Raw genomic sequence first — 18,998 nt, forward strand, 5'->3', positions numbered from 1 at the left:
TCAGCTGCTGCTGTTGTTTCCTCAGCTGCTGCAGTTGTCTCTTCTGCTGCTGCAGTTGTTTCCTCTGCTGCTGCAGTTGTTTCCTCTGCTGCTACTGTTGTCTCCTGAGCTGCAGCTGTTGTAGCCTCAGGTGCTGAAGTTGATCCACATGCTGAAAGTGCAAGCATAAGACCTGCTGTTGCTGTCATCATTACTAATTTCTTCATATTTTTTCTCCTCCTTGATCTGAACTGTCAGTCCCTTTGATTCTGGTGGGACTCATTTCAAATACAAAGTCGGATTTTACACTTTTGCATCCTCCATGTCAAATTCAAAGCATTAAAAAAGAGCGGTACAAAACCGCCCTTTTTTGAAAAACTCTGTTGATTTTCAACAAGTATTCTTTTTAGATACTTCCTAAATTGATAATAATCACAAACAAACGAAACGCATTTCTTTCAAATTGATTTCATTTTATTTATTTTTGAATCAATTCAGTACCAGGACTTTTGTTTGTTTTTTGACCCATTCCGGGCGAAGCCTTTTGTTTACTTTTCAACCCATTCCGGACTATGTTTTTTGCTCTCATAAAGCTTGTTGTCTGCCTGCCGGTTCACTTCCACAAAATCCTCGGTACCCTCTACGCGGCCGAATGCATAGCCCACACTGCAGGTTATTTTATGTTCAACCTCACTTATTTCTATCCCGCCAATCTTTTTCCGGAACAGGCTGATCTTTTCCTTGACCTCATCTTCACCAATATCCCTCAGGATGACCATCAGCTCATCTCCGCCGAAACGATATCCGATTCCGGGTGAAAATGCCCCCTTCAAAGCATTGGAAACATCAATCAATACCCTGTCTCCGACGATATGTCCGTAGGTGTCATTGAACTTTTTAAAATGATCAATGTCTATCATTATGATGCATATTTCATGGCTTACAAGCTTCTGATAGTCATCTTTTAAACCAAACCTGTTACGAAGACCCGTAATCTTGTCTTCCCTTGCTTCCTTGCCAAGCACCGCATTGATACGTTCAAGCTCTATCATCTGACTGATGGATCTTATCTTTGCTTTGAATCTCATAACTGAACCTGTCACGCACATAAAGGCAAGGGAGAAATAGTTCACAGAATGAATATTTGCGGCTCCGTCATATCGATATGCCAAAAAGAATAAGACATCAAAAGCAAGCAGTATCATAGCCGTCGCAAATTTCGGAGGTAGTGTCACAAGGCAGGTTACTCCCATCATTACAACATAAAAAATACTGATCTGCATTCCGATCTTATAATGATATATCGAAATATGGATACTCCATAGGATAAGGGCGATAAAATATATGGCATTAAGTATCTTCCTGTGAGTTCTGTTTCGACTGAAGAACCTTGCAAACCTGACCAGAATGCAATATCCAAAATTTATCAGAAATCCAATTGAAGCCTGTTTTACGCTATAGTTGCTGCTGTAATGTCCATTTCCTATAAGAAGAAATATAACCATCGCAATAAGCTCCGCTACAGCAAAACCAAATGTCAGATATTTCATTATGTAGGCATTCTCATCATCGGCTCTGTTTTGTACATCTACATCCGGAGTCGTCGTAAATAATATTTTTAAATACTCTAAACTGCTCATAAACTCTTCTTTATATATGAGAAAGCAGTGTTTGAATGCTGCCTGTTTGGGGAAGTCTGATTGGTCAAATGTTCCCAATGCTTCCTTTGTTCATGTTAGTTTTCCCATTGTATACCCAAATTATGAATTTTTAAAGAACAATATTTACATATCTTATACGCCTAAAATTTGCAAATCATTTGCAAAAGTCTTGACATTGGCTTTCTGTAAGGTTATTATAGCGCAAGTCGGAAATTTGCAATTGATTTGCAATTTATAATTTGTTATTCAAAAAGGACTATTATATGCAGCGTCATTATCATTCAAAAGGAAGTTATTTAGTTGAAAGCTATGCAAAAGAACATCAGGAATCTGCTTTCAGCGCAAAGCAGATAATGGATTATGCAAAAGAGCAGAATGTTAATATCAATACCGCTACCATATACAGAAATCTTGAGAAGATGGCTTCGGAAGGTATGCTTCTTAAAACAAAGGGGCAGGAATCCGATTCTGTTTTCTACCAGTTTGTTTCGGAGCATGTAGATTGTCATAATCATTTACATGCAAGATGCAGGAATTGCGGCAAGATCCTTCATTTGGAGCATGACACCTGTGAAATGTTTTTTGAACACATGATGAAGAAATACAACTTCACCATAGAGGCCGACATGACAACCATTTGCGGTTTATGTGAGGATTGCAGAAAAAGGGCGTAACCTATTTCAGATTTACATTTGAGTGTCAGATGTCAAAGCTCAAAACCGGCGTTAAACGATGAACCAGTCAGATCTAAATCTGAATGTCTGCTATTAAAACTCAAGAAAATACTTTAACACGAGGAGTCATTCTTATAATGAAAAAAAATTTATTTGCAGGAATTATTTCTTTGGTCATTGTAGCTTCAGCACTTGCAGGCTGCAGCCAAAATTCTGTTCCCGAAGTATCAAACAATATGCAGTCAAGTGCCTCCGGAACTGATAAGGTTTCCGTTGTCTGCACCAGCTTCCCGCAGTACGACTGGGTATGTCAGCTCACAAAGGGCCTGGACGATAAATTTGAGATCACTTACCTCCAGAATACAGGAGCTGATCTTCACAGCTATCAGCCAAGTGCCGTAGATATCGCAACCATAGGTTCATCAGATCTTTTTATATATATAGGAGGCGAGTCCGACTCCTGGGTGGAGGGCGCTCTTAAAAATGCTGTAAACCCAAGCCTCATCTCCATAAATATGCTGGATGCTCTCGGAAGTCGTGTAAAGGAAGAAGAGCTTAAAGAAGGAATGCAGGAAGATGACCACGAAGAAGGCGAAGTGGAGTATGACGAGCACGTTTGGCTTTCCCTCAGAAATGCAGAAACCCTCACTGAAATGATTGCTGACCGTATCGAGACATTGGCACCGGAATCTGCAGATACAGTAAAAACAAACTGCGATAATTATGTGGCTGAGCTTAAGGCTCTTGATCAGGAATACGAAAAAGCTGTTGAAGCCGCTCCTGTAAAGACCATCATCTTCGGAGACCGCTTCCCCTTCCGCTACCTTGTGGACGATTACAACCTCGATTACTATGCTGCCTTTGTAGGCTGCTCAGCAGAAACTGAAGCAAGCTTTGAAACTATTTCTTTCCTCACCAACAAGGTGGATGAGCTGCAGGTACCTGCCATCCTCACCATTGAGAATGGTGATCAGAAGGTGGCCAAAACCATTCTTAACAATACAAAATCAAAGAATCAGCAGATTCTGGTTATAGACTCCATCCAGTCGGTATCTCAGGAAGCTATAAATGGCGGAAAGACTTATCTCGGAGCCATGGAAGAAAACCTGAAGACATTAAAGACAGCGTTGGGCTTGAAATAAGCCCCGGAGGCATCAATGGCATATATCACGTGCACGGACCTGGCCGTAGGCTACAGTCCCTATATAGTGGCAAAAGATATCAATTTTGAGATCAATAAAGGCGATTACATCTGCGTTGTGGGAGAAAACGGTGCGGGAAAGAGTACCCTTATGAAAACCATTCTCCATCTGCAGAGTGCCTGTGAAGGCTCCATAACTCTCGGTGACGGACTGACTCCCAGAGAGATAGGCTACCTTCCCCAGCAAACATTAGTACAGCGCGATTTCCCGGCAACAGTTCGTGAAATCGTTCTTTCCGGAACCATCACAAAGGGTTTCGGCTTTTTCTATAGTAAGGAACAGAAACAGACCGCAGAAAACATGATGGAACAGCTCCACATAGCAGATCTTGCTTCTCAGAGTTATCGACAGCTTTCAGGCGGACAGCAGCAGCGTGTACTTCTTGCCAGAGCCCTCTGTGCAACGGACAAGCTTCTGGTTCTGGACGAGCCCATAAGCGGCCTTGATCCTTCCGCAACGGACGAGCTTTATCAGCTTATATCAGAGCTTAATGCCAACGGCACCTCGATCCTCATGGTAACCCACGATCTCAATGCCCTCCAGTATGCTTCCCATGTATTGCATGTAAACAAAGACAGCAGTCTCTTCCTAGAAAGGGATGCATACCTGGAAAGCAAGAATTACATCAAGTTAAACAAGGAGGAATCCGATGGAATGGATAGCTAAACTACAGTATTATATGGGATTTCCCTTTGTAAAATACGCACTCATAGTTGCGGTTCTGACCGCCCTTTGTTCGTCCCTTCTGGGGGTAATACTGGTGCTGAGGCGTTTTTCCTACATCGGAGACGGACTTTCCCACGTAGCCTTCGGAGCCCTGGCAGTTGCCTCTGTACTTAAGGTTACAAATCAGATGGTGATCATACTTCCCGTCACTATCATTACCGCGGTTTTACTTCTGGCGGGAGGAAAGAACAAGAAGCTTACCGGAGACTCAGCCATCGCCATTTACTCCGTGGGAGCCCTTGCAATCGGTTATCTTCTTATGAACACCTTTTCCACCTCAGCCAATATTTCCGGCGATGTATGTACAACCCTGTTCGGATCCACATCGATTCTGACCCTTACAGGAGAGCAGGTTACGTTATGTATCGTTCTTTCCATCATAACCGTTCTGGTGTTCGTACTGTTTTATAACCGTATCTTTATGGTGACCTTCGACGAAAGTTTTGCCAAAGCCTCAGGCATCAATACAGCCGCTTATCAGACTCTGATAGCCGTCATCACCGCAATGGTCATCGTACTTGCCATGAACCTGGTTGGATCGCTTCTGATAACTGCCCTTTTGGTGTTCCCGGTGCTTTCCGCAATGAGAGTGTTCCAGAGCTTCCGGGGCGTAATCGTTTATTCTGCGGTTCTTTCAATCTTCGGAGCCGTAACCGGAATCCTGGTATCCATCCTGGCTTCCACACCGGTGGGTTCCACCATTGTTATATTCGATCTGATACTTTTCCTGATACACTGTGGTATAGGAAGTTTTAAAGGCGAATAAAAAAATCCGCATGGGTTTAACCCATGCGGATTTTTTACTATTGATTCTAAATTACTTAAGAGTAACCTTAGCGCCAACTTCCTCAAGCTTCTTCTTGAGCTCTTCAGCCTCTGCCTTAGGAGCCTGCTCCTTAAGTACCTTAGGTGCTGACTCAACAGCTTCCTTAGCTTCCTTAAGACCAAGACCAGTTGCCTCACGAACAACCTTGATAACCTTGATCTTCTCTGCGCCTACCTCTGTAAGCTCTACGTCGAACTCTGTCTTCTCCTCAGCTGGAGCTGCACCTGCAGCAGGACCTGCAACAACAACACCTGCAGCAGCAGATACACCAAACTCTTCCTCAACAGCCTTTACAAGGTCATTAAGCTCTACAACAGAAAGCTCCTTGATAGCTGCGATAAACTCTTCTGTAGTTAACTTAGCCATTTTTATTTCCTCCATTTAGAAATTTGTGCCCGAGGCACTGATAATAATAATTGTTATAAACTATGCAATTTACATTGCTTTTGTAATCCTTGGATTACCATGTGAAGCTTAAGCTGCTTCACGATGCCTTAAGCTTAGATTTAAGCTGCAGGCTCGCTCTTCTCTGCAACCTGATTGATAACGCGTGCGAAGTTTGCGATTGGGCTCTGAAGAGAACCACAAAGTCTTGAAAGAAGCTCTTCCTTTGAAGGGATAGCTGCAAGAGCCTGAACCTCGTTCTTGTCATAAAGCTTGCCTTCAGCAACTGCTGCCTTAAGCTCAAGCTTAGGAGCTGTCTTAGCAAACTTAGAGATGATTCTTGCTGCTGCTGCAGGATCATCCTTTGATACTGCAATAGCTGTAGGTCCCTCAAGTACGTCATCAAGCTGAGCGAAATCTGTACCCTCTGCTGCTCTCTTGATAAGAGTGTTCTTGTAAACCTTGTACTGAACACCAGCCTCTCTTAACTGCTTACGAAGGATTGTATCCTGCTCAACAGTAAGTCCGAGGTAATCAACGGCAGTAACAGCTACAGCACCATCAAAAAGTGCCTTGATCTCGTCAACGATTGGCTGTTTAATTTCAACCTTTGCCATTTTACGGTTTTTCCTCCTTATAAGATTTCGTATAAACCTTTCTAAAAGGAAAACCCCATGCCAAAAGACACGGGGTTGAACAAACTAAATCGTTTGTATCTTTCCTCGGCAGGCGTTCTGTCTTACGGTACTTTACGGTACCACCTGCTGTCTTCGGGTTAATACGTTGCGTATATTAACATCCGATTATCGGATTGTCAATAACCAATATGTATTCTTTAATTAAGCACCGAACTGAACAGTATCAAGCTTAACTCCGGGACCCATTGTAGATGTCAGAGTAGCTGACTTCATGTATGTTCCCTTAAGAGTTGCAGGTCTAGCCTTAACGATAGCACTCATAAGTGCGCTAAGGTTCTCCTGAAGCTTATCTGTCTCGAAAGATGCCTTTCCAACAGGAACGTGGATGATGTTAGCCTTGTCAAGACGATACTCAACCTTACCGGCCTTAGTATCAGCGATTGCCTTGGCAACATCCATAGTAACAGTACCTGTCTTAGGGTTTGGCATTAAGCCCTTAGGTCCGAGGAGACGACCGATACGTCCAACAACGCCCATCATATCAGGTGTAGCGATTACTACATCGTAATCGAACCAACCACCCTGGATCTTAGGAATAAGCTCCTCTGCTCCTACGAAATCTGCACCGGCTGCCTGAGCTTCATCAGCCTTAGCGCCCTTTGCAAATACGAGGATTCTAACCTTCTTACCTGTTCCGGCAGGAAGTACAACGGAACCACGAACCTGCTGATCAGCGTGACGTGAGTCACAACCGGTTCTGATGTGAAGTTCAACGGTCTCGTCGAATTTTGCTGTTGCATTCTTCTTTACAAGCTCGATAGCGTCTACTGCACTGTACTTTACAGCTCTGTCTACGCCCTGAGCAGCTGCATTATATCTCTTACCTGTTTTCATAATCAGTTGACCTCCCTATTACTTCTCTACTTCAACGCCCATTGATCTGCATGTTCCGGCGATCATAGACATAGCAGCTTCAAGTGATGCAGCATTAAGATCTTTCATCTTTGTCTCTGCAATCTTCTGAAGATCAGCCTTACTGATTGTAGCAACCTTGTTCTTGTTAGGCTGGCCTGATGCCTTCTGAAGCTTACAAGCCTTCTTGATAAGAACTGCTGCAGGAGGAGTCTTTGTGATGAAGCTGAAGCTTCTGTCAGCGTAAACAGTGATAACTACAGGGATGATAACGTCACCCTCGTTAGCTGTTCTTGCATTGAACTCCTTTGTGAATGCAACGATATTTACACCATGCTGTCCAAGAGCAGGACCTACTGGTGGAGCCGGTGTTGCTTTACCAGCTGGAATCTGTAACTTGATATAACCTTCTACCTTCTTTGCCATTATGGCACCTCCTTGTGGTAATTACGGGGTAGACGAACTATTCGCTAACCCTCCCATACTTTGTTATCTGAGTTTCTGAACTTCTCCGTAGGATAACTCTACAGGAGTTTCTCTGCCGAACATCTCTACTGAGATGGTAACGGTCTTCTTCTGATCATTGATCTCGCTGATGACACCGACTGTATCCTTCCATGCTCCGGAAATAACAGAAACTGTATCTCCCAATGCGAAATCCACAAGCACTTCTGACTTTCTATAGCCGAGGCTTATGATTTCCTCTTCTGAAAGAGGCGTTGGCTCTGATCCGGGGCCAACAAATCCGGTGACGCCACGTGTATTTCTCACAACGTACCAGGTTTCCTGATTCATGACCATATTAACGAGAACATAGCCCGGGAACATTTTCTTATCAGTCTTCTTCTCAACGCCGTTCTTCATTTCAATGACCGGCTGCATCGGAACGCTGACTTCAAGAATAAGATCCTGAAGACCACGGTTTTCAATGGTCTTTTCCAGATCCATCTTAACCTTGTTCTCGTAGCCTGAATAGGTATGCGCTACATACCAACGAGCTGCAGAATTTGTCTCTGACATCGATATCCCCTTTACTTAAGTATAAAGCCAAGTCCTGTCTTCATGATGAGATCAAGAACTGCGATAACTACTCCTATAAGCAAACCTACAACGATAGTAGCTGTAGTCTCCTTGATAACGTCCTGTCTATTCGGGAATATAATCTTGTTAAATTCCGTCCTGAGACCCTTGAAGAAGCTCTCTAAACCGGAACTCTTCTTCTCGTCCATTACTTTGTCTCCTTATGAAGCGTGTGCTGTTTACAGAATCTGCAATACTTACGAATTTCCATTCTCTCAGGATGGTTCTTCTTTTCCTTAGTCGTGAAGTAATTTCTCTGCTTACATTCTGTACATGCTAAAATAATCTTTGTGCGCACGGCTGTTCACCTCCAATGATTCTTAACTCCGCATGACTACGAAATTAGTGCATAAAAAATAGGGCTGAGCCCCTTGTTTACGTGCAAACTATAACATGTAGTCCCGATATCGTCAAGCAAAACGCCAAAACCTTCTGTTATTTAAATTTTTTAGTGATTATCACATTTGTAATTGATTAAAATTATAATAGTTTATATACTATCTAGTAAGCGTAACAAAGCAATGTTATAGTCCGGAGCTTTCAAACCCGTTCCGGCGTCTTTACTTATCACTCTATACATCTTAATAGGAAGGCACACCATGGATCTACGTCGAATTGAAAATATCATACGTATAGCAGAGGAAAAAAACATTACCCGCGCCGCAGACAAGCTTTTTATTTCCCAGCCCGCCCTTAATCTGCAGCTTCTAAATCTTGAGAAGGAGCTCGGAACCAAACTCTTCTATAGAAGAGGAAATGAATGGGCCATCACCGAAGCCGGCAAGATTTATGTTGACACCGCCCGGAAGATGATAGCCATGAAGAAGGACTGTTACTCAAGGATCTCCGACATTGCAAAACTTCATAATGAAGAAATCGCCGTCGGAGCGGCAGGTATCGAAGCCGATTATATGATGACTTCCATCTACCGTCAGTTCCACAAGCAGAATCCTACAGTTAAGCTCCAGCTTAATATCATGAAGGGCTTGAAGGCCCAGGAGCTGGTAAAGAACGGTACCATCGATCTCGGTATCATCCTCATGGGTGACAAGCAGAACTACCGTCTTCAGTATGAGTTCTTAAGCCATGTGGAAATGGTTCTGGCCGTTGCTTCATCAAATCCTCTGGTAAATGAAATCGAAACCGAAGAGGACGGCACAGAGGTTATCGATATCCAGAAGTTCAAGGATGTTCCTTTCTTCCTCGGACCAAAGGATTCAACCGAGCGTTATGTTTCCGAGATGGTATTTGAGCAGGCAGGCTTTGAGCCTGATGTATATATGGACGCCGAGGGTATCAACTATGAGCTTGCTCTTGTGGCAGCGGATGAATGTGCCGCTCTTATCGGAGCTTCACATCACGTTGAGATTCCGGATGATGTGCGTCTCATAAAGCTGAAGACCCATCCCGTAATGAATGCCTATGCCGTATACCGCAAAGACAAGTATCTGTCCGAGCCTATGCGAAACCTCATTGATCTCGCAAGGGATTACTGGACAGAAGGGTAATCGGACCAGTTCAGCCGGGACACAGACGGAGCCGGAGGGCATCCAATTAAAACCGTAAAGCTGAGTCATGAAAAATCAAAATCAGACCCCTTAGAACCACTTGGTTTCCTTTTTCCTTAGCCCCCTCGCCAAGTCAGATGTTGTCATAAAGAGAACTCTGACATTGGCGAGGGCCTAGTGGTTCTTAGGGGTCTGATTTTAGATTTTTCTGACGAAGCGTCTCGGTTTTAATTGGATGCCCTCCGGCTTTGACCGTGCCCCGGCTGAACTGGTCCGATTAGCCGTCCGCCTTTATAGCAAGGGCGAAACAATATATCCTTTCCACGCCGGCGGCTTTCAGGCAGCGGCTGGCGGCCTCAAGGGTTGCGCCGGTGGTGAAGATGTCATCTACTATCAATACTGAGTGCAGATCTCGCGGGATGTAACCCGCATAGAACGCACTCGTCAGATTTTTAAGTCTTTCCGCAGCATTAAGTTCCTTTAGTGCTGCGGTCTTTTTATGTCTGTTCAGGGCTTCCTCGTAGACTGGAATACCAAGGGCAGCTCCCATGATATCCGCAAGGACTGCTGCCTGGTTGTAGCCGCGCTTCCTGAGTCTCGACTTATGCACCGGAATAGGCACAATGGCATCCACCCCCATCTGCTTTATCCTGTCTCCGTAAAGCTCAGCCGCTTTCTTTCCATAATAATCAAGAAACTCCCTTGCACCGGTATATTTTATTCTCGTAATGGAATGAGCAACCTCATCGCTGTAACTCATGAGGGCATAGCCGTACTCAAAACTAAATCGGTGGCGCTTGCAGTTGCTGCAAAGCTCCTCCTCTTCCGACACGATCTCTCTGCCGCAGACCTTGCATACAGGTTCTGTGATGAAGTGGATTCGGCCGGTGCATTCAGGGCAGATCAACTCTCCCCTGGGCGATACTATATCCTCGCAGATGGGACACTTTCTAGGGAATAAAAGCTCAGTCATCGCAGCTCTCACTCTCTCTGAAACCCATTGACCATAGCCCTTCCCTGATCGAATTTTCATTGAACTGTATTTTTCTCCATCAAACATACGAGATTCCTCAGAGAAACCATATTCACCGGCCCCACTCCTTAAGGATGCCTCCTCTGAACCTCCTCGCATTTTAACAACATCACCCTGCATCCTTTATCTCCTGCAGCCTCTCCTTCAGGGACGAATATCGCCTTGCCTCGGATTCATTGTTTATCATCTGCTCAAATATCTGCGGGTTTCCCACGAGGCACACGCACCTCTTGGCTCTGGTGACTGCAGTGTAGAGAAGATTGCGGTTCATAAGCATTTGCGGGCCCTGGTACATGGGGATGACCACCGCCGGATACTCTGACCCCTGGGACTTATGTATGGTTATGGCATAGGCCAGATCGAGGCTGTCGCACTGTTTGAACTCATATTCAACAAATCTGTCGTCAAACTGAACCGTAAGGGTCTGGGCAAAATTATTGATCTCTGTTATTGTGCCAATGTCTCCGTTGAACACACCCTCTCCCTTTTCGATGGGGATACCGAATCTGCCCTTGATTTCCCAAATGAGGTTGTAATCATTCTTTACTTGCATAACCTTGTCTCCAAGGCGGAACAGGGTACCGTTTATTTCCTTCTCCGGTTTCTTTCCATCCTTGGGGTTAAGTTTTTCCTGAAGGAGCTGGTTAAGTCTCTCAACTCCGAGAGCACCCTTTCTCTGAGGCGTCATGATCTGAATCTCAAGAGGATCCACACCGAGATACCCCGGAAGCTTATCTGTCACAAGTGCCGTGATGGAGCTGAATATCTGATCCGGATTCTGATTCCTTATAAACAGGAAATCCTTTGATTTTTTGCCGAGATCCACCTTTGCGCCTTCGTTGATCTTATGGGCGTTAACAACTATGTCGGACTCTGCGGCCTGTCTGAAAATATGATTAAGCTTCACCGTACGTATGCAGCCTGAGCTAATGATGTCTCTCAGAACATTTCCGGCCCCCACGGAAGGCAGCTGATTAGCGTCACCTACCATGATAAGCCTGGTGCCCTTGTGTATAGCTTTAAGAAGCGAATTCATGAGAAATATATCCACCATGGACATCTCATCGATGATTACCACATCACACTCCAAAGGATTCAGATCGTCTCTTTCAAAATGACCTCTTACCTGCTCAAGTCCTTCCTTGTCATCCTCCTCAGGTCTTCCCTGATACTCCAGAAGTCTGTGAATGGTGGAGGCCGGCCAGCCTGTGGACTCCGACATCCTCTTTGCGGCTCTGCCGGTGGGGGCTGCCAGAAGAATGGTTTTACCCTTCTCGGCATAAACTCTTATGATGGTATTGATGGTAGTGGTTTTTCCCGTACCGGGACCTCCCGTAATGACCAGAAGTCCTGAATTAACCGCAATGGAAACAGCCTTTCTCTGGAGGTCATCAAGCTCTATACCTTCTTTTTCGGTTATTTCGTCTATTATCTCTTCCAGTTCCTCATCCGGTTCTTCTGCGCCTTCGATATTTAACTCCTGAAGCTTCGTTGCCACCTGAAGCTCTGTGTAATATAAAGATGCTCTGTAGACTCTGGTATCCGGGTCTGTGTTCCTGTCGTCAGCATTATAAACCACATCCCCGCTTCCGCTCTCCGAAAGAAAATCATCGAGAGTCATCTTTTTCGCAGCATTTTTCACTATGACCTTCCCCTGCATCTGAAGGTCTATAAGGTAATGATTAATTTCATGTATGGTGATATTGAGAAGCACCTCGGATGCCTGCAAAAGCTCAGGCAGCGGCAGATAGCAATGTCCGTTTCCCTCAGCCATGGAAAGGGCATACTGAATACCGGACTCGATACGAAAATCGGAATCCGCCTTTATACCGGCATTCTGAGCAATCTCATCACAGGTACGGAAGCCAATGCCTTCGATATCCTCGGCAAGCTTATAGGGATTATCCCGGATGATATCGTACATTTCATTTCCGTAATGTGAGTAGATTTTTCCCGCCATATTGATGGAAATGCCGTACTGCTGCAGAAACATTACCGCATCCTGCATATCTCTTTTGGAATTCACGGAAGCCGCTATATCCACAGCCTTGCTTTTGGAAATGCCTTTGACTTCAGCCAGTCTCTCCGGCTCCTCCTGGATGATGCGCATGGTATCGTCACCGAATTTCTTTACAATGCGGGCAGCCATGGCGGCACCTATACCCTTTATGGCTCCGGAACCTAGATACCTTTCCACAGCCTCAGCGGTCTCGGGAGCCACCACCTGGTATTTATCGATAACAAACTGGGTACCGTAAATCTGGTGGGTGGTTTCATGACCGTCGGCCTTGATATTTTCACCGGCTTCTATCCCGGGAACCGTACCCACCAGGGTGTAGTCCTTACCCTTCATGACTCCGACCATAACCGTGTAGCCGGTGGAATCACTTCTATATATAATATGGTCTATATATCCCTCAAAAAAATCCAATTCTAAATTCCTTCTTTAATATTCCGAAATATTCACTATCCAGCATAGACTTCGGAAAGCCCGCGGATGTGTAAAGCTTTTTCTGCATTTTCATTATTTTAATATAAAAAGGGCAGCCCCTGAAGGCTACCCCTAGAATATATCATGTTTACAATCCTTTTACTTCTGCATTTAACGATCAACTCTCAGAAAATGTGAGCTGCACATCATTTCCATCAGTATTAAAGATCATCATCGTCGCTGTTTGCAATATCGATAAACTTACCTGTTCCGATAGCGACAGCAGTGAGAGGATCCTCAGCAAGTACACAGTTAATTCCTGTCTTCTCCTGCATAAGCTTGTCAAGACCGTAAAGCAGAGCCCCTCCGCCCGTCATTACGATACCTCTCTCATATATATCAGCTGCAAGCTCGGGAGGTGTACGCTCCAGAACATTATGTACAGCATTTACAATCATGGTTGCCGGCTCCAGAAGCGCATCCATGATCTCGTCGGAGCTGACTACCACAGTCTTTGGAAGTGCCGTAACCAGGTTACGTCCCCTCACTTCCATAGTGATATTCTCAGGTCTCTTGCTTGCGCAGCCGATATTGACCTTGATATCCTCCGCCGTTCTCTCTCCTATAAGAAGATTGTGCTTCTTACGCATATATCTGATGATGGCTTCATCGAAATCATCACCTGCCACCTTAACGGACTCAGAAACAACCGGTCCGTCAAGAGCGATAACTGCTATATCGGAAGTGCCTCCACCGATATCGATGATCATATTGCCCTGAGGTCTGCTAATGTCTATACCGGCACCTATGGCTGCAGCCACAGGCTCCTCAATGATGGTAACCTCTCTTGCTCCTGCATGATAGGTAGCATCCTCGACCGCCTTCCTCTCAACCTCTGTTGCGCCGGAAGGGATACAAACCGATACACGGGGCTTACGCAAAGTACGTCTGCCCACAGCCTTATCAATGAAGTGCCTGAGCATCTGCTCTGTTAATGTATAGTCCGAAATAACACCCTGTCTCAACGGACGAACAGCCGCTATGTTCTCAGGTGTTCTTCCAAGCATCAGACGGGCATCCTCACCATAAGCCATAACCTTGCCGGTGTCTTTATTGACAGCAACGACAGCCGGCTCCTTGAGAACCACACCTCTGCCCTTGATATACACAAGCACGCTTGAAGTACCAAGATCAATTCCGATATCGTTTGAAATCAATGAAAACATTAAAATCTCCTATCAAATACCATAATCTACAATAGTATAAGATATATCCATTTATTTTTAAAGTTTTTTTTCATAGAGGCCGGAGGGCATCCATTTGGATGCCCTCCGGCCCGTCCTTAGGTGGTGCCTCGTACCACCAACTTTACGTCAAGAACATTACGCTCCTGGACCTCTCTATGCTCAATGGTATCGATGATCATGTCAAAAGCAAGCTTCGCCATCTCACTCATAGGCTGATGGATGGTAGTTATCTGAGGAGTTGTCAGTCTGGAGATCGCTGTATCATCGAAACCTATGATCTTCAGATCCTCCGGAACCCTCCGTCCAAGCTTGGCTGCCACCTGCAGTGCCTGAGCCGCGATAAGATCGGAACTGCAGAAAATACCGTCAGTTTCAGGGAACTCGGTAAGAGTCTTCAGGATACTCTCATGGTATTCCATTTCCTTGAATTCTTCAAAATTACTGTTGAGGACTCTGGCATTAACACCTTTTTTGCGGCAGACATCCATAAAGCCGTCCTCACGGATATCCGCAGGCATCTTACGAAGTCTGACACTTCCCAGCATGACCAGGTTTCTGCAGCCTTTGTTGATCAGCTCCTCGGCCGCAAGCTGACCTCCCTTATAGTTATCGCAAAGAACGCAGCCTGTACCGCCTTCGATAAAACGCTCTATGGTGATGATGGGAAGATCGAATTTTTTCAGAGTCTCCGGCTTTACCTGATTACTGAATATGAGAACTCCCGCAACCAGGCTGTTCTCGCAAAGCTCAAGGACGCTCTTCTCTTTCTGAGCATCTCCTGAAGAGCTGCTGACATATACCTGAAACTGCCTTTCGGCAGCAAAACGTTCTATCTCTCCAAGCATCTGTGAAAAGTACGGATGCATCATATTGGGCACGATAACCGCAATGGCGTCGGATCTTCCTTTGGAAAGGGTCCGGGCAACCATGTTCGGTCTGTAGCCCAGCTTCTCCATGGAGTCATATACTTTTTTTCTTGTCTTCTCGCTTATATAGCCCCTGTTGTTGAGAACTCTCGAAACAGTCTCAACTGCCAGTCCGGCTTCTTTAGCCACGTCCTTTAATGTAGTTGCCATGTCATTTTCCTTTGTAAAATTGATTTAAAAAAAGCCGGGCAGATACATCGCCCGGCTCTTATTATACTAAAATTTTATATTTTTCCCAGCAATATATCTGTGTTACTTAACCGCACCGGCAACCATACCTGCAATGATCTGCTTCTGTAAGAAGAAGTACAGGATAAGGATAGGAAGAAGTGTAAGTACAAGTGCCGCCATGATGAGGCCGTAATCTGAGCTGTAGGTTCCGTAGAAGCTGTAGGTTGAAAGCGGAAGTGTATAAAGAGGCTTCTTTACGAGAACCAGGCTCGGGAGCAGATAGTCATTCCAGAACTGCATCGCATTAAGGATAACAAGTGTTGCAGTTGTGGGCTTAAGAAGCGGGAATACTATCATTCTGAAGGTCTGCATCTTGGTACAGCCATCGATATATGCTGCCTCCTCCAGAGACTTGGGAACACCACTCTTCAGGAATCCTGCGTACATGAACACCGACATACTCATTGCAAATCCGGTGTGCATGAAAACAAGTGATAAACGATGGTTAGTGAGACTAAGGTTTGCTCCATAAATTGATACCAGAGGTATCATGATTGACTGGAACGGGATGATCATTGAAGAGATCATCAGTGCAAATATCACCTTCGCAAGGTTTGTGTTAGCACGGACAATGTAGTAAGCCACCATGGAGGATAAGATAATAACCGCAATGGTTGAAAGGCCTGTGATGAAAAGTGAGTTTCCGAAGGCCTTCATGAACTCCATCTGTTTAAATGCTTTTCCGTAGTTATCAACGCTCATTCCGCTGGCACCGATAATGTCCATAGGTGCCTTGATGATATCCTTCTTCTGCTTGAAGGAGTTGATGATGACCATGAAGAAAGGCACAAGATAAAACAGTGCGCCGATAGTAAGCAGGATATAAATAAGTATATCCTTTATAAGCTTATTGATACCGCCCACTCTGTCAGCAGCCTTAGGCTGAGATGAAATATTCTCGGAAGTAACATTATTCTGATTGCCCATTATGCTTCTACCTCCTGCTTCTTACCTAAATAAACCTGAAGTCCCGAGATCAGTGCAACCACGAAGAACAGGAATACAGCCTCTGCCTGGCCGATACCATACTGTCTTGCGGTAAACGCCTTCTCATAAACGTGCATTGCAACAAGCTTGGTACTGCCGTAAGGCTCACCGCCCGTCAATGTAAGGTTAATGTCGTAAACCATGAATGCTCTTGAAAGAGTAAGGAATATACAGATAACGAAGGAAGGTACCATGAGAGGCAGAACGATGTGGCGCATCTTTGCCCATCCGTAAGCTCCGTCAATGGAAGCAGCCTCAAGTACATCCTCAGAAAGTCCTGTGAAACCGGCGATGTAGATAAGCATCATATAACCGCTGAGCTGCCACACAGTAACGATGACCAGTGCCCAGAAAGCCTTTGTAGGATCGGACAACCATGACTTTGAGAAGATGGCGATACCGAGATTCTTACCAAACTTTACAAGAAGCTGTGAAAAAACGAACTGCCAGATAAATCCGAGAACGACACCACCGATAAGGTTAGGTGTGAAGAAACCGGCACGGAAAACATTCTGACCGGTTTTGATTCTTCCCGAAAGGAAGTATGCAAAAACAAATCCGAAAGCATTAACAAGAAGAACCGAAAAAACCACATACTTAAGGGTAAGTGCCATGGAATTCCAGAAATTCTTATCTGCCATGAGTGCTTTATAGTTATCAAATCCCACAAGGTTCTTTACTGCTGCAACTCCGTTCCAGTCTGTGAATGTGAGATAAAATCCGTAAAGGAACGGAATGATAACTACACAAACGAAAACGAAAGTGCCTGGCAATGCGAACATAAGAAAACTTTTGATTTTATCACCGGTTGTACGGCCCAGAGAATTCATATTGATCTGCCTTTCTGCAAAAAAATCAGGACATATCCTCTTTAATCCCGGGATGTCTACCCATAAGAACCATAGCTCCTGCGGATACTTGACATCCCGTCTTGTTTTCAAGATTCCGGCAAGAAGATAATGTCCTGAATTATGTTTAAATGTATACGAACTATACTTATACTATACGACCCTTGACCCGGACCGAAGAACCGTGTTCAAATGGGTTTTGCTTAATCTTTTAATTAAGCCTGTGCCTGCCAGTAAGCATCGATCTCAGATGCTGCGCCTGCACGGTCTGTCTCACCTGCTACATACTTCTGCATGATAGCACCAACTACTGACCAGTGGTCTGAAGGAGCTACGAAGCTTGATGAATATGTGTGACCTTCAGCCATCTTGGCAACGATGTCACGGCTAAGTGGATCAAGAGGAGCAACTGTGTTGTTTGAGCAAGCAGGGATAAGAGCAAGCTTCTCAACAAGACCGTGCTGTCCTGACTCAGAGTTTACAAGCCAGTTGATGAACTCAAGAGCTGCTGCCTGCTGCTCAGGTGTTGACTGCTTTGCATCAACCATAAGCTGCTTTGTAGGTGAAGCCTGCATTGATGTGTTTGCAAAATCAGCTGTATCATTTCCGAGAACGAATGGGATAAAGCCATATGCATCATCTGTTGTTGCACCTGCTGTCTCGATGTTTGGCCAAGCCCAGTTACCGTTTGGCCAGAAAGCTGCCTCACCCTCTACAAGGTGCATAGGATCCTCATCATAGTTAGCGCCAAGCGGATCTTCCTTGTTGTAGTTGTACTCAAGGATCACATCCATTGTATCCATGAACTGGTTGAAACGCTCATAATCCTCAACCTTCTGAGAACCATCCTTAAGAGCTGCCATGATCTTGTCAGCGCCTGCTGTTGTTCCGTCGTTTGTATCATAGATATATCCGAGCTGGTGAGCACCGAGTGACCAGTCTTCCTTTGAAAGAACTACAGGATTCTCCATGCCTGCTGCTCTTAACTCCTCACAGATTGCCTTGAAGGAATCAAGTGAGTTGATGGATGCAGGATCAAATTCCTTACCGAGAGCATCCTCGATTGACTTCTTTGAGTAAATGATTCCACGACCCTCAACACAGAACGGGAAGCTGTAAACCTTACCGTCGATCTTTGTTGTCATGCTGTCGCAATACTGGTTCCAGTCCTGATCTGTAAGGTCAAGTCCGTACTCAGCGCCAAGTGCGATAACGTCTGTTGTATCAAGGATAGCCATGGTTGGTGCTGTTCCTGAGCTGTACATGGAAGTAACCTTAGTATAAGGAACCTCACCTGCTCCGCATGCAAGAACCTCAAGGTTGATGCCTGTCTCCTCTGTAAATGTTCCTGCAAGCTCCTCAAGAGCTGTCTGGATCTCACCCTTTGAGTTAAGGATGGTGATCGACTGTCCTGCAAGATCTGATGTATCAGCTGCTGCCTTTGTCTCTCCATCGGCTGCTGCAGCTGTTGTAGCCTCTGCTGCCTTTGTATCAGCAGGTGCGTTTGTCTCAGGTGTTGAGCTGCCTCCGCATGCTGCAAGTGAACTTACCATAGCTGCTGTCATGAGTAATGCAGCCATCTTGTTAATGCTTTTTTTCATGATATTCTCCTCTTGTTCTAAAAAAATAACCTATTTAATGTCATGCTCTGTCAACCGCTTGACACTTGATGTATCTAGAATATAACGCTATTCACAAATTCTGT

The 18,998-nt window shown here is 44.9% G+C and carries 20 protein-coding genes, 1 pseudogene and 1 other annotated feature; of the genes and pseudogenes, 5 read left to right on the forward strand and 16 right to left on the reverse strand.

What is annotated here, in order from left to right; translation table 11 throughout:
• Both T357_RS0108475 and T357_RS0108480 read right to left on the reverse strand, forming a co-directional pair.
• Nucleotides 1–206: pseudogene (locus T357_RS0108475) on the reverse strand (carbohydrate ABC transporter substrate-binding protein); the annotation flags it as partial.
• Nucleotides 207–527: 321 nt separating this feature from the next.
• On the reverse strand, nt 528–1,619 hold the full coding sequence (locus T357_RS0108480) for a GGDEF domain-containing protein (protein WP_155991329.1): 1,092 nt from the start codon (nt 1,617–1,619) through the stop codon (nt 528–530).
• Between the two features lie 284 nt (nt 1,620–1,903).
• Here T357_RS0108480 and T357_RS0108485 point away from each other — a divergent pair, with 284 nt between their 5' ends.
• The 4 genes from T357_RS0108485 to T357_RS0108500 all read left to right on the forward strand — a co-directional run bounded on the left by T357_RS0108485 (nt 1,904) and on the right by T357_RS0108500 (nt 5,008).
• Nucleotides 1,904–2,314, forward strand: a complete 411-nt coding sequence (locus T357_RS0108485; protein WP_031550995.1) for a Fur family transcriptional regulator — start codon at nt 1,904–1,906, stop codon at nt 2,312–2,314.
• A 137-nt stretch (nt 2,315–2,451) separates the two neighbouring features.
• The gene (locus tag T357_RS0108490; RefSeq protein WP_031550999.1) at nt 2,452–3,456 is read left to right on the forward strand and encodes a metal ABC transporter substrate-binding protein; all 1,005 of its coding nucleotides are present in this window, start codon (nt 2,452–2,454) and stop codon (nt 3,454–3,456) included.
• A gap of 15 nt (nt 3,457–3,471) precedes the next feature.
• Nucleotides 3,472–4,182, forward strand: a complete 711-nt coding sequence (locus T357_RS0108495; RefSeq protein ID WP_031551002.1) for a metal ABC transporter ATP-binding protein — start codon at nt 3,472–3,474, stop codon at nt 4,180–4,182.
• On the forward strand, nt 4,166–5,008 hold the full coding sequence (locus tag T357_RS0108500; protein WP_197027322.1) for a metal ABC transporter permease: 843 nt from the start codon (nt 4,166–4,168) through the stop codon (nt 5,006–5,008). Before T357_RS0108495 ends, T357_RS0108500 begins: the two co-directional genes overlap by 17 nt.
• Nucleotides 5,009–5,059: 51 nt before the next feature.
• On the opposite strand, the gene rplL is transcribed toward T357_RS0108500, so the two are convergent.
• The 7 genes from rplL to rpmG form a co-directional block, all read right to left on the reverse strand.
• A complete protein-coding gene (rplL, locus tag T357_RS0108505) occupies nt 5,060–5,434 on the reverse strand; it encodes a 50S ribosomal protein L7/L12 (protein ID WP_031551008.1) in 375 nt (124 codons plus the stop codon).
• A 140-nt stretch (nt 5,435–5,574) separates the two neighbouring features.
• Entirely contained in the window at nt 5,575–6,069 is a 495-nt protein-coding gene (gene rplJ, locus T357_RS0108510; protein ID WP_031551011.1) for a 50S ribosomal protein L10, read from the reverse strand.
• A 38-nt stretch (nt 6,070–6,107) separates the two neighbouring features.
• Nucleotides 6,108–6,244: a sequence feature (ribosomal protein L10 leader region), on the reverse strand.
• Between the two features lie 47 nt (nt 6,245–6,291).
• A complete protein-coding gene (gene rplA, locus T357_RS0108515; RefSeq protein ID WP_044916570.1) occupies nt 6,292–6,984 on the reverse strand; it encodes a 50S ribosomal protein L1 in 693 nt (230 codons plus the stop codon).
• Between the two features lie 18 nt (nt 6,985–7,002).
• A complete protein-coding gene (gene rplK, locus T357_RS0108520; protein ID WP_031551017.1) occupies nt 7,003–7,428 on the reverse strand; it encodes a 50S ribosomal protein L11 in 426 nt (141 codons plus the stop codon).
• Between the two features lie 63 nt (nt 7,429–7,491).
• On the reverse strand, nt 7,492–8,022 hold the full coding sequence (gene nusG / locus T357_RS0108525) for a transcription termination/antitermination protein NusG (protein ID WP_029201707.1): 531 nt from the start codon (nt 8,020–8,022) through the stop codon (nt 7,492–7,494).
• Between the two features lie 11 nt (nt 8,023–8,033).
• Nucleotides 8,034–8,231, reverse strand: a complete 198-nt coding sequence (gene secE / locus T357_RS0108530; RefSeq protein WP_031551021.1) for a preprotein translocase subunit SecE — start codon at nt 8,229–8,231, stop codon at nt 8,034–8,036.
• Complete coding sequence (gene rpmG, locus T357_RS0108535; RefSeq protein WP_029201705.1) at nt 8,231–8,380, reverse strand: 50S ribosomal protein L33; 150 nt, start codon at nt 8,378–8,380, stop codon at nt 8,231–8,233. Before rpmG ends, secE begins: the two co-directional genes overlap by 1 nt.
• A 301-nt stretch (nt 8,381–8,681) precedes the next feature.
• Between rpmG and T357_RS0108540 the strand changes: the two genes are divergently transcribed.
• Complete coding sequence (locus T357_RS0108540; protein ID WP_029201704.1) at nt 8,682–9,590, forward strand: LysR family transcriptional regulator; 909 nt, start codon at nt 8,682–8,684, stop codon at nt 9,588–9,590.
• A gap of 277 nt (nt 9,591–9,867) precedes the next feature.
• Here the strand turns inward: T357_RS0108540 and T357_RS0108545 are convergent, their stop codons facing one another.
• The 7 genes from T357_RS0108545 to T357_RS0108580 all read right to left on the reverse strand — a co-directional run bounded on the left by T357_RS0108545 (nt 9,868) and on the right by T357_RS0108580 (nt 18,894).
• The gene (locus T357_RS0108545; RefSeq protein ID WP_242840084.1) at nt 9,868–10,743 is read right to left on the reverse strand and encodes a ComF family protein; all 876 of its coding nucleotides are present in this window, start codon (nt 10,741–10,743) and stop codon (nt 9,868–9,870) included.
• Nucleotides 10,733–13,054, reverse strand: coding sequence for an SF1B family DNA helicase RecD2 (gene recD2, locus T357_RS0108550; RefSeq protein ID WP_031551027.1), 2,322 nt, complete (start codon nt 13,052–13,054; stop codon nt 10,733–10,735). Before recD2 ends, T357_RS0108545 begins: the two co-directional genes overlap by 11 nt.
• 221 nt (nt 13,055–13,275) lie before the next feature.
• Nucleotides 13,276–14,280, reverse strand: coding sequence for a rod shape-determining protein (locus tag T357_RS0108560; RefSeq protein ID WP_031551030.1), 1,005 nt, complete (start codon nt 14,278–14,280; stop codon nt 13,276–13,278).
• A 116-nt stretch (nt 14,281–14,396) separates the two neighbouring features.
• The gene (locus T357_RS0108565; RefSeq protein WP_031551032.1) at nt 14,397–15,377 is read right to left on the reverse strand and encodes a LacI family DNA-binding transcriptional regulator; all 981 of its coding nucleotides are present in this window, start codon (nt 15,375–15,377) and stop codon (nt 14,397–14,399) included.
• Between the two features lie 102 nt (nt 15,378–15,479).
• Entirely contained in the window at nt 15,480–16,385 is a 906-nt protein-coding gene (locus T357_RS0108570) for a carbohydrate ABC transporter permease (RefSeq protein WP_081828105.1), read from the reverse strand.
• Nucleotides 16,385–17,275 (reverse strand): carbohydrate ABC transporter permease, encoded by an 891-nt coding sequence (locus tag T357_RS0108575; protein ID WP_031551038.1) that lies wholly within the window; start codon nt 17,273–17,275, stop codon nt 16,385–16,387. The genes T357_RS0108570 and T357_RS0108575 overlap by 1 nt, the downstream gene beginning before the upstream one ends.
• Before the next feature lie 233 nt (nt 17,276–17,508).
• Nucleotides 17,509–18,894 carry an ABC transporter substrate-binding protein gene (locus tag T357_RS0108580; protein ID WP_031551041.1) on the reverse strand — a complete coding sequence of 462 codons (1,386 nt, stop codon included), beginning with the start codon at nt 18,892–18,894 and terminating at the stop codon, nt 17,509–17,511.
• Between the last annotated feature and the right edge of the window lie 104 nt (nt 18,895–18,998).

This window comes from Oribacterium sp. FC2011 (assembly GCF_000701645.1).
Lineage (GTDB): Bacteria > Bacillota > Clostridia > Lachnospirales > Lachnospiraceae > Oribacterium.

Excerpts from the sequence above, each read along its gene's own strand:
- T357_RS0108480 (WP_155991329.1), bottom strand. The coding sequence starts at position 1,619 with ATGAGCAGTTTAGAGTATTTAAAAATATTATTTACGACGACTCCGGAT.
- T357_RS0108485 (WP_031550995.1), top strand. The coding sequence starts at position 1,904 with ATGCAGCGTCATTATCATTCAAAAGGAAGTTATTTAGTTGAAAGCTAT.
- T357_RS0108490 (WP_031550999.1), top strand. The coding sequence starts at position 2,452 with ATGAAAAAAAATTTATTTGCAGGAATTATTTCTTTGGTCATTGTAGCT.
- T357_RS0108495 (WP_031551002.1), top strand. The coding sequence starts at position 3,472 with ATGGCATATATCACGTGCACGGACCTGGCCGTAGGCTACAGTCCCTAT.
- T357_RS0108500 (WP_197027322.1), top strand. The coding sequence starts at position 4,166 with ATGGAATGGATAGCTAAACTACAGTATTATATGGGATTTCCCTTTGTA.
- rplL (WP_031551008.1), bottom strand. The coding sequence starts at position 5,434 with ATGGCTAAGTTAACTACAGAAGAGTTTATCGCAGCTATCAAGGAGCTT.
- rplJ (WP_031551011.1), bottom strand. The coding sequence starts at position 6,069 with ATGGCAAAGGTTGAAATTAAACAGCCAATCGTTGACGAGATCAAGGCA.
- rplA (WP_044916570.1), bottom strand. The coding sequence starts at position 6,984 with ATGAAAACAGGTAAGAGATATAATGCAGCTGCTCAGGGCGTAGACAGA.
- rplK (WP_031551017.1), bottom strand. The coding sequence starts at position 7,428 with ATGGCAAAGAAGGTAGAAGGTTATATCAAGTTACAGATTCCAGCTGGT.
- nusG (WP_029201707.1), bottom strand. The coding sequence starts at position 8,022 with ATGTCAGAGACAAATTCTGCAGCTCGTTGGTATGTAGCGCATACCTAT.
- secE (WP_031551021.1), bottom strand. The coding sequence starts at position 8,231 with ATGGACGAGAAGAAGAGTTCCGGTTTAGAGAGCTTCTTCAAGGGTCTC.
- T357_RS0108540 (WP_029201704.1), top strand. The coding sequence starts at position 8,682 with ATGGATCTACGTCGAATTGAAAATATCATACGTATAGCAGAGGAAAAA.
- T357_RS0108545 (WP_242840084.1), bottom strand. The coding sequence starts at position 10,743 with ATGCAGGGTGATGTTGTTAAAATGCGAGGAGGTTCAGAGGAGGCATCC.
- T357_RS0108560 (WP_031551030.1), bottom strand. The coding sequence starts at position 14,280 with ATGTTTTCATTGATTTCAAACGATATCGGAATTGATCTTGGTACTTCA.
- T357_RS0108565 (WP_031551032.1), bottom strand. The coding sequence starts at position 15,377 with ATGGCAACTACATTAAAGGACGTGGCTAAAGAAGCCGGACTGGCAGTT.
- T357_RS0108570 (WP_081828105.1), bottom strand. The coding sequence starts at position 16,385 with ATGGGCAATCAGAATAATGTTACTTCCGAGAATATTTCATCTCAGCCT.
- T357_RS0108575 (WP_031551038.1), bottom strand. The coding sequence starts at position 17,275 with ATGAATTCTCTGGGCCGTACAACCGGTGATAAAATCAAAAGTTTTCTT.
- T357_RS0108580 (WP_031551041.1), bottom strand. The coding sequence starts at position 18,894 with ATGAAAAAAAGCATTAACAAGATGGCTGCATTACTCATGACAGCAGCT.